This window comes from Streptomyces sp. WM6386, from assembly GCF_000972385.1.
In the GTDB taxonomy this organism is placed as follows: Bacteria; Actinomycetota; Actinomycetes; order Streptomycetales; family Streptomycetaceae; genus Streptomyces.
Genome location: NZ_JXTE01000800.1, coordinates 1 through 310, shown reverse-complemented (window position 1 = coordinate 310; position 310 = coordinate 1). Strand labels below are relative to the sequence as shown.

The 310-nt window shown below is 73.2% G+C and carries 1 protein-coding gene; it reads right to left on the bottom strand.

Translation table 11 applies throughout. The annotated features are described in order from the left end of the window. Positions 1 to 310: ABC transporter permease subunit (locus TN53_RS43730; protein WP_046264510.1), on the bottom strand; the 310-nt coding region annotated here is incomplete at both ends.

Here is a 310-nt window from a genome sequence, read left to right as displayed (position 1 = left end):
CGGTGGGCAGGTTGCCGGAGATGGGGGGGGCACTGGCCCGCAGCACCAGGCCCCCGAAGCGGGCCCCGCCCGTGCCCGCGGCAAACGTGGCCCCGAACAGCGGGCCCACGAGAAAGCCGACACCGCCGATGACCGCCAGCCCTAGCGCGGTGATGGACTCGAAGCTCGCGAAGTCGGAGAACACCACGGAGGTCGAGCGGAAGCCGGTGAGTACACCGGAGAGGGCGGCGATGGCCGAGGACAGGCCGAAGGCGTAGAGCTTGGCCGCGCGGACGTCGATGCCGAGGGCGGCGGCGGCCCGCTCGTTCGC